6 protein-coding genes are annotated in these 8,273 nt (G+C 36.5%); 4 read left to right on the top strand and 2 right to left on the bottom strand.

Annotated elements, in window-relative coordinates; all coding sequences use genetic code 11:
• The first annotated feature begins 232 nt into the window (after positions 1-232).
• A complete protein-coding gene (locus tag A9239_RS10765; protein ID WP_048120382.1) occupies positions 233-1,030 on the top strand; it encodes a 2-amino-3,7-dideoxy-D-threo-hept-6-ulosonate synthase in 798 nt (265 codons plus the stop codon).
• A gap of 1,515 nt (positions 1,031-2,545) precedes the next feature.
• Here the strand turns inward: A9239_RS10765 and A9239_RS10760 are convergent.
• Both A9239_RS10760 and A9239_RS19010 read right to left on the bottom strand, forming a co-directional pair.
• On the bottom strand, positions 2,546-3,541 hold the full coding sequence (locus tag A9239_RS10760; RefSeq protein WP_048154239.1) for a radical SAM protein: 996 nt from the start codon (positions 3,539-3,541) through the stop codon (positions 2,546-2,548).
• A gap of 1,971 nt (positions 3,542-5,512) precedes the next feature.
• Positions 5,513-5,704, bottom strand: coding sequence for a hypothetical protein (locus tag A9239_RS19010; protein WP_141706434.1), 192 nt, complete (start codon positions 5,702-5,704; stop codon positions 5,513-5,515).
• A 187-nt stretch (positions 5,705-5,891) separates the two neighbouring features.
• On the opposite strand from A9239_RS19010, the gene A9239_RS10745 reads away from it, so the two are divergent.
• The 3 genes from A9239_RS10745 to A9239_RS10735 all read left to right on the top strand — a co-directional run bounded on the left by A9239_RS10745 (position 5,892) and on the right by A9239_RS10735 (position 8,015).
• Positions 5,892-6,992: a GTP-binding protein gene (locus A9239_RS10745; protein ID WP_048154236.1), complete on the top strand. Its 1,101-nt coding sequence runs from the start codon at positions 5,892-5,894 to the stop codon at positions 6,990-6,992.
• 295 nt (positions 6,993-7,287) lie between these two features.
• Positions 7,288-7,596, top strand: coding sequence for a hypothetical protein (locus tag A9239_RS10740; protein ID WP_048120392.1), 309 nt, complete (start codon positions 7,288-7,290; stop codon positions 7,594-7,596).
• Between the two features lie 236 nt (positions 7,597-7,832).
• Entirely contained in the window at positions 7,833-8,015 is a 183-nt protein-coding gene (locus tag A9239_RS10735; protein WP_048117218.1) for a 4Fe-4S binding protein, read from the top strand.
• The last annotated feature ends 258 nt before the right edge of the window (positions 8,016-8,273 follow it).

The raw sequence follows: 8,273 nt of genomic DNA, 5'->3' as shown, positions 1-8,273 counted from the left end.
TAAGTGGCTGAATAGTTACACTTTTTTAACCTATTTCAACCTTTTTTTAACCTTCTCCTATATTTAAGTTCTTTATATCAACTTATATAAATTTGTCAAACCATTTTTTGCTTTTTAGTCCCAGACTCCCAAAAATCTGATTCATGAAAAGTAAGCAAGATAAATCCTGGTATTTGGTTCCTTAAAGAATATACTGATAAAGTTTATATTCTCGAATTAGAAATATGCAGCTATGAACACTATAGGTAAATCCGTGAGGTTGGAACGTATATTCAATCGAGGTACCGGTAATGCAATTATTATTCCTATGGACCATGGAGTTAGTGCAGGTCCAATTGAAGGGCTTAAAAACCTTCAGGAAACTGTAAACAAGGTCGCAGAAGGCGGGGCAAACGCCGTGCTCGGGCACATGGGGCTTGCAAAATACGGACACCGTGGATACGGGCATGATGTGGGGCTTATAATACATCTTTCAGCTTCAACTTCTCTTTCTCCTGATCCGAACCATAAGGTTCTGGTGACAACCGTAGAAGAAGCTATAAAAGTCGGAGCTGATGCCGTATCAGTTCATGTAAATGTCGGGGCTGAAGACGAGTATGAAATGCTACAGGGGCTGGGCTATGTGGCAGGAAAGTGCGATGAATGGGGAATTCCCCTTCTTGCGATGATGTACCCACGCGGAAAAAAGGTTCGTTCTGAATATGATGTGGATGTTGTAAAACATGCAGCTCGAATTGGAGCCGAACTTGGAGCCGATATCGTCAAGACAAACTATACCGGAAGCCCTGAAACTTTTAAAGAAGTAGTTGAAGGATGTCCTGTACCTGTAATCATTGCAGGCGGCCCAAAAATGGATTCTGAAAAGGAACTGCTGGAAATGATCGAAGGATCTCTCGAAGCCGGAGGAAAAGGGGTTGCCATAGGAAGAAATGTTTTCCAATCCCAGGACCCAACAGGCCTTGTCCAAAAAATTGCAAAAGTTGTTCACGGGGGCGTAAGTGTAGAAGAATTATCAAAGCTGGACCTGTAAGCCTGAAGATTATAAAAACTTACGTAAAAATTAAAATATAAGGTTTAACTGGAAAGAAAAAGTGGAATTTAAAATTATAACGAAAAAAGATGGTAAAAGGGTAAATTCCACTTTTTCCAGTGGAAATAATTGGGAAAATTTTTAGATAGAGTTCCTCTCCAAAATATCATGGATAAACACATTATATGAATAAAATAAGGGGCTGGAATAAGACTCAAAAAGTTCCTAAAAATAAAAAGCCCCGGTTAAAAACCTTAAATTTCATTCTCTAGATTCACTAATATTAGACATAGCTTGTTACTTTCCAAAACTTTACTCCAATATCCAAATGCGTTCATTTTTCAATTTTTAAGGCTGTAAATCTAATATATATCTAAGTTGAACCTTTTTTAAAGCCAAATCTTTAAGGTCTTATTTTATGGAAAAGTGCTTAAATTTTTTACAGTTGTTGTTAAATTTCAGTCTTCCTTTTTGAAGTTACCGTCTTTAAAATCGCAATTTTATTTTTTCACTCTCACGATCCTAAAAGTTATAACTTTAACAAATAGTCAGGAACATTACTTTAATAGCAAATTTGACAGAAGCGTATATTGTATAATGTCTGAACAGGCTTCGTGCCTCTGTTTTCTTCATACTACCCAAAGTTTTATCCCACATCTTATGATTTTTTGACATTTTTTATTTTACCAAAATATAATGTGTCGATACAACGTGTTTTGTGTAAGAAAATACTGTATTGATTAGCAGAATCTGTCAAATTAGGGTTAATAGCAAATTACCTCAAAATCACCTCGTGCTATGTGCAGAACGAACAATAAACGAACAAATGCAGAAGTGAAAAAATGCAGAATAAGAAAAAGTATTTTTTACGCGACATGAACTCTTTTTGAAATATTTTTTGCGTTTGCTGAAAAAGCTTGAATTAAACTCAAGTGTATGTATATATTCCATGAAAACCCAGCTGTTAACCAATAGATTCCAGTGGAAATAAGGGGGAACTTAAATTTTCAGGAACGAAAACAAAAAGATAAGAGTGAATGCGATAATAAAACAAATATTTGAGCACAGTACGCGAACTGCAGATGGGTTATAAGAGATATAACTGAATAAAAAGTGTTCCAAAATTTTTAAAAATCGCGTCAAAAAAGTAAACGTAACAGTTTTCGCATGAAAATTAAAACTTAAAGAACAAATTCAAAAAATATATAGAACTATAACAAAAAAGAAAAAAGTAAAATTATCAATAGTAGTAAAAAAATTAACCCGTAAAAGTTTCCAGTGGAAATGATAGGGTTTCTCTTAGAAGAAGCAAAAGCAGGAATTATGTGGTTGAAATGAGAATCAATAGCATTAAACCTTTAGTTATCTAAAATGCAGGTTTAACAGAAACGTCTATTGTACCTGGTTTTATCACTCAAGTCGTAAGTTCCGTGTAAGACGGGCTCTTTGAGAAAAGCCAAATTTTCAAAAGAAAAAAGAAAAAGAAAAAGAAAAAGAAAAAGAAAAAAGTGGAAATTAAAAATCAATAAAAGGAACAAGATCACAACCTGTGCATTTCAGGCACATTGTCTTTGCAAGCCTCGGATCGAGCCCGTATTTCTTGAGTATTTCGGCTTCAAGCTTTGCAAGCTTTAAAAGGCGCTCAGGGGACGGACGTTCCGTAAAGCAATCTCCTGCTCTCAGAGGATGCGGGTTTACCGGCCGCAGGACAGGAATCACTCCTATTTGTGCAAGGGTCTCAATTCCATCTCTTACCGAATCGTCACTTTCCCCAAGCCCTATTATAAAATTACTGAAAACCCGGTTTTTCCCGAAAACATCAACAGCTTCTCGGAGTCTATCCAGAATATAATCAAAGGAAAGGTCTCCGCAGACTTTTTTGAAGATCTCCCGATCCATAGTCTCAACATTGTACTTGACTTCAGAAGCTCCTGCCTCATAGAATTTTCTGGAACACCCTTCAGTAGGGTACACCGAAACCCCAATAGGGACATTGTATTTTTTGAGAGCAGGAAGAAGCTTAATCACACGTTCAACTTCTCCTTCTACTGAGGTTTCAACTCCAGACGTAAGGGAAATAGCTTTCAGATTTCCTGCTCGCAAAACCTCATCGATTATATTCAGGACTTCTTCGTCACTCTTAACGTGCCCCTGCAATTTGGGCACAGGGCAGTATTTGCAGTCAAACACGCACCTTTCACAAAGGGTTATAAATGCCTGATCAGGACAGTGTGCAGGCGCAGGTTCAAGTTTTCCCCGTACAATTTCTTTTCCTTGATAGAAAACTCCAACACCTCCTTCACCTTCAACTTTCAAAATTGAAAGTGGAGAGGCTTTATTTATGCTGAGCCGTACCCGTTTTTTTCCCGACCTGAAAAACACTGAACTTGTACCTGCTCCCGGACCCGCAGTTGAACCCCGAGACCATGGGATAAGCGAAGGGTCTATGGAAACCGAACCTATGGAAATAAGGAAAGCTTTTATTTCCGGCGTAAGTAGCTTACTTTGCATGCAAATGCTCCTGAGAGTGATTACAAAGTGATTACAAGGTAATTAAAAAGTAGCTATCAAGCGACTACTAAGTGATCACAAAATGATTGCAATGGATCGAGTACTAGTGATTTCAAAATTAATCTTGTTCTGCAGCTTCTTTATTTTCTCTCATCTTTAAAGAAATATATAAATTATTCTGTTGATCTAAATAAAATTGTATTCAGTCAGTTCAAAACCAGAAGAAAAATTATCCAGATCTTGCCCAAACCTTTGTCTCTGGAGAATCTTGCCCTGGATTTTACCCTAAATTTATCCCCTAAAACCTGAAAATTCAGGTTGGACAGATACTTCATTTTTCTTTAGAACCGATTTGTTCACACATAGCCCGGAAAATATTTTTTCATGAAGAAATTAAATGATACCGCAAGTTTAGCAGAGTAAAATAAGGTGCAAAGCCCCACTTATATAGGTATAAGATGATTTTATTAGGACTTATGCACTTGAGGAACAAAATCAATTGCGGGAAAGACTGCGAATTAAAGTCCTATATTGAATAGTTAACGGTCTAACGCTTTTAATTTTTCAGTTCAACCGCATAAGTCCCGGTTATAACAATCATATAAGCTTATAATAATGAATTGAAATTGTAATGATATGTTAATATCAATATAATTACATAATATTCTGTGCTAAAAATATTATATATGGTAAGCGCATAGTATGAACTGCGTTCTCATCCCTTTAACACCCCATTCATTAATATATACTCCACAAGTAAGGGGATAAAACGGAAAGAGAATTACCCAAAACTCGCAACCCGTGAGTCCAGTACCTCAGTATCTCTTCCCATAGAAACAAAACCTCTTAAAGCCGCTCAGAACTTCCAGGTTCTTTGATGAGAACGCAATCTTTTTTCAAATTAAAATCATGTTGGTAGCTATTCACTATTACCTAGAAATACCATCTGATATCATTGATTACAGTACTAATGCCGTAAATAGAAACAAAGTTGAATGGCAAATGCTCAAGGTATCACAGATCAGAGAAGTCTATGCAAAGTGTAAAACACCATTTTTGCCTGGACTGGAAGCATTTAGTACTTTGTGTATTCTATTGATAGCATTTATTCGGATTGAGAAAAAGTAAACCAGTTATATCAGTTATATATTAGTGTTATATTTTATTTATGAAATAAAATTAAATGGTGTGGAAGTTTATGAAATTCGGTTTCAGAAAACCATCTTTGAAAAAGTCTATTAAAGCAAGGACTACAGGCAAATTAAAACGCAAAGCAAAAAAGGCGGTAGTACCATTTTATGGAAAAAAGGGAACGGGAATTATAAAGAATCCAAAAAAAGCAGTGTACAATAAGGTTTACCATAAGACATCGTTCAGTATATTCAGTTTTTTTAAGAAGCGATCTAAAAAATAAATTCAATGTTTCTATTTAGAATCATACAAATTGACCGGAGTCTTCAGAAGATGTTGATAAAATAAGATACAAGAAATTTAGAGAGAAATAACAGGAGGAGAAAGGGATCTTTGAACTTTCGTTTAATGTAAGAAGTTCTTTTATAATATGCTACTTTGAGGAGGGAGATGCAAAGGTTTAAGGCTTTTTCTTCTCCTCAACAAATAATTAAAATCTAGCTAATTATAAGACTTTTTGAGCCCTTCTTTAAGGATTAGAGACACGCAATTTGACTATGAGCCTATTCTCTCATCCATCAAGAGAAAAACGAGCTGTTTCTGGGAGATGCAGGGTTAACAGATAAGTCATGGGGACCACAGAGAGAAAAGATTTTTTAAAAAATTATCGGTGGTTTTCTTTTGAATAACCTGACATATCATATCGACCACCCTTGCTATGGAAAACAACCTATTTAATTCGTTTTTTATTTGAATTTCCCTGGAACTCTTTTTGATTCAGGTCGCATGTTGTCGAGGTACAGCCGGGAGAAAAACAGAAACTTTCTAAATTCATCCTAGTCAGTAATTGAAAAACAGTTTCTCAATCCATAAATTGGCTCCGTTGATATGCAACCATTGATATGCAACTGTTACGATAATGATCACGTCGTTGCTGAGATTTTCACTCAAGCTTTTTTTCAAAATGGTTGTGCTACAACCGTTGTGCCGGTTGATTACGCCGACTATGTCGTTACTGGAGTTTTCGCTCAAGCCTGTATTTAAAAGGCTTGTAGGCAAGCAGTTTTTTGAAAAGTCTTACAGGAAAGCAGTTTATTAAAATGGGTTGATCAGCAACTCTGCTGATTTGAGCGGCACTACCAATATTATATATATTAAAATATATTATGCTTTTTGACCGTCTAAAAAACAATTTTATTATTGAAAAAAGGAGAGAGACATGAAAGTCATGATCATAGGAGGTTTTCTCGGAAGCGGGAAAACAACCACTATACTGAAAATCATCAGACAGCTCAGTAACGCAGGGAAGAAGACTGCAATTATTGTAAATGAAATAGGGGAAATTGGGCTTGATGGGGATATTCTTACAAGACCTGGAATTGTAACCAAGGAGCTTACAAGCGGCTGCATTTGCTGTACACTCAGGATAAGCATGCAGTATACCCTTCAGACTCTTGAAGAAGAGTTTATGCCTGACGTTGTTATTATCGAGCCGACAGGAATCGCCTTCCCTGGTCAGATACGAGAAGAAATCGAAACAATGGGACTCTCTGAGCTCTCCTTTGCCCCGATAGTAACCCTTGTAGATCCTGGCAGGTTCGGGACTGAGGCAAAAGAGATCCCGAGGTTTATAGAGACGCAGATAAAAGATGCTGAAATTCTCTGCATAAACAAGATCGATGTAACTCCTGTAGAAACTGTCCTGGCTACTGAGAAAATGCTCTATGAGATGAACCCTGAAGCCCGGATTCTGAAATTTTCCGCAAAACATGAAGATGAGCAATTCGAAAAGCTGCTTTTCCATCTCACTGTGCCGGGATTTAAAAAGCCTCCCCAGGAAAAGAAAAACTCCATTGAACTTTCTGAAGTTTCGGCTTACTCAGCTCTCTATACCCTTGGATCACGGGATTTCAGTCCTGAAGAAAGTGTACATTTCGTAGAAGAAAACCTTCAGACCATTCAGGATAGGGTTCGGGAACTTAATCCTGAGTTTATAGGGCATGTAAAGCTTTCCATGAAACTTCCAAAATCTGCGGTTAAGGGCAGCATAACCTCATCTAAAGAAGTGCCTCAGGTAGAGCTTCTTCCTGCTCGGGAAAATGCGAACATAGAACTCAGACTGCTTTCCGCAATTACAAAGGTCCCAAAATATAAACTCGTAGAGATAATTGAAAGTACTATTGAAGGAAATCTGGAGAAATCAGGTTTTATCTTCGAAAAAGAGGTTCATGAGCATGATACTAATGCTCACGCTGAGAGTCATGGTGAACATGAAAATGAACAAATATGCAAGGTTAATATATATAGGAAAGATGATTAAAAATAGTTTAGGTTAAACTTAAAGTAATCTAAAGCTGAACTCAAAATAAACCTAAAGTTGAACTCAAAATAAACCTAAAGCTGAACTCAAAATAAACCTAAAACTAAACTCAAAATAAACCTAAAACTAAACTCAAGGCTGAACTCAAAATTAACCTAAAGCTAAACTTGCAACCTTAAAGCTACGGTAGAAACCTGTGACTTAACTTAGAGTGTTGCAATCACACTTATCCTTTTCGGAACTGTTTAAAAAAGAGTTGATATTAATAAATACAAAAAAATAATGGAGTTTTAAAATGAGCGAGGAAATTGATGAACTTGATGCTTATTTCGAAAACAAAAAAGAGCCGACTGAAGGCGAAGCTGTCAAACTGGAACACATGATGATGGAAAAGATTTCCGTAAGTCCTGAAAGAAGAAAGCTCCTCCGGATTGTTGGAATCTTTGGAAAGACTGAAGAACAGCTAAAGGAAGAATCAGGATTAAATGACTTTTTTTTTAAGTTTCATATGGATTTCCTGCTAAAAGAAGGCCTTCTGAAACTCGAAGACGGGATGTACCGCCTGACCGCTTCTGGAATTGCCATGCACGATTCAGTGTGTTAAATAAATTTTTTTCAATATTTCCTTTAATTTATAACTTTCAATAAGATTTTCTAGCTGCCTGATGGTTAACTCCATCTTGATTTTAGAAGGATTCCTTTTACTAAAAAGCGATAAGTTTTTATGTTTGTCTTGTCAATGGCGTTATGACCAAACTTTTCGATATCCTATGGAAGTTTCAAAAACGTCCCATTTAATTTCCGTATATATCGAGCAATCAAAAAGGAGTGTGAATAAATATGCCAGCAACAGTTAATGCAGATGAATGTTCCGGCTGTGGAACCTGTGTCGATGAATGCCCCAATGATGCAATTACTCTTGATGAAGAGAAGGGAATCGCAGTAGTCGACAATGACGAATGCGTGGAATGCGGTGCATGCGAAGAGGCGTGCCCGAACCAGGCAATTAAAGTAGAAGAGTAAAACGGTAACTAGTTGGAATAATCTATTTATTCCAATTTTCTTTTTCCTTTTAGGTAATTAGTTTTATCAGTCAGTATTACAATCGGTTTTGTCAATCTGTTTTATAAACCGTAGGAGTTACGCAGTTGGCTCCTAGCATATTGTTTTTTCCAAACTTTCAAATATTTGAATTAATTTAACGTGTATTGGGGATTCCTTAAGTATTCTGTCACTGCCACTCTTCTAATTTTCATAGCACTTTCAAACCAGGATATTCCA

This window comes from Methanosarcina sp. A14 (assembly GCF_001729375.1).
Taxonomy (GTDB): domain Archaea; phylum Halobacteriota; class Methanosarcinia; order Methanosarcinales; family Methanosarcinaceae; genus Methanosarcina; species Methanosarcina barkeri.
Note: the sequence above shows the minus strand (reverse complement) of the source record. Positions and strands in the feature narration are given on the sequence as shown.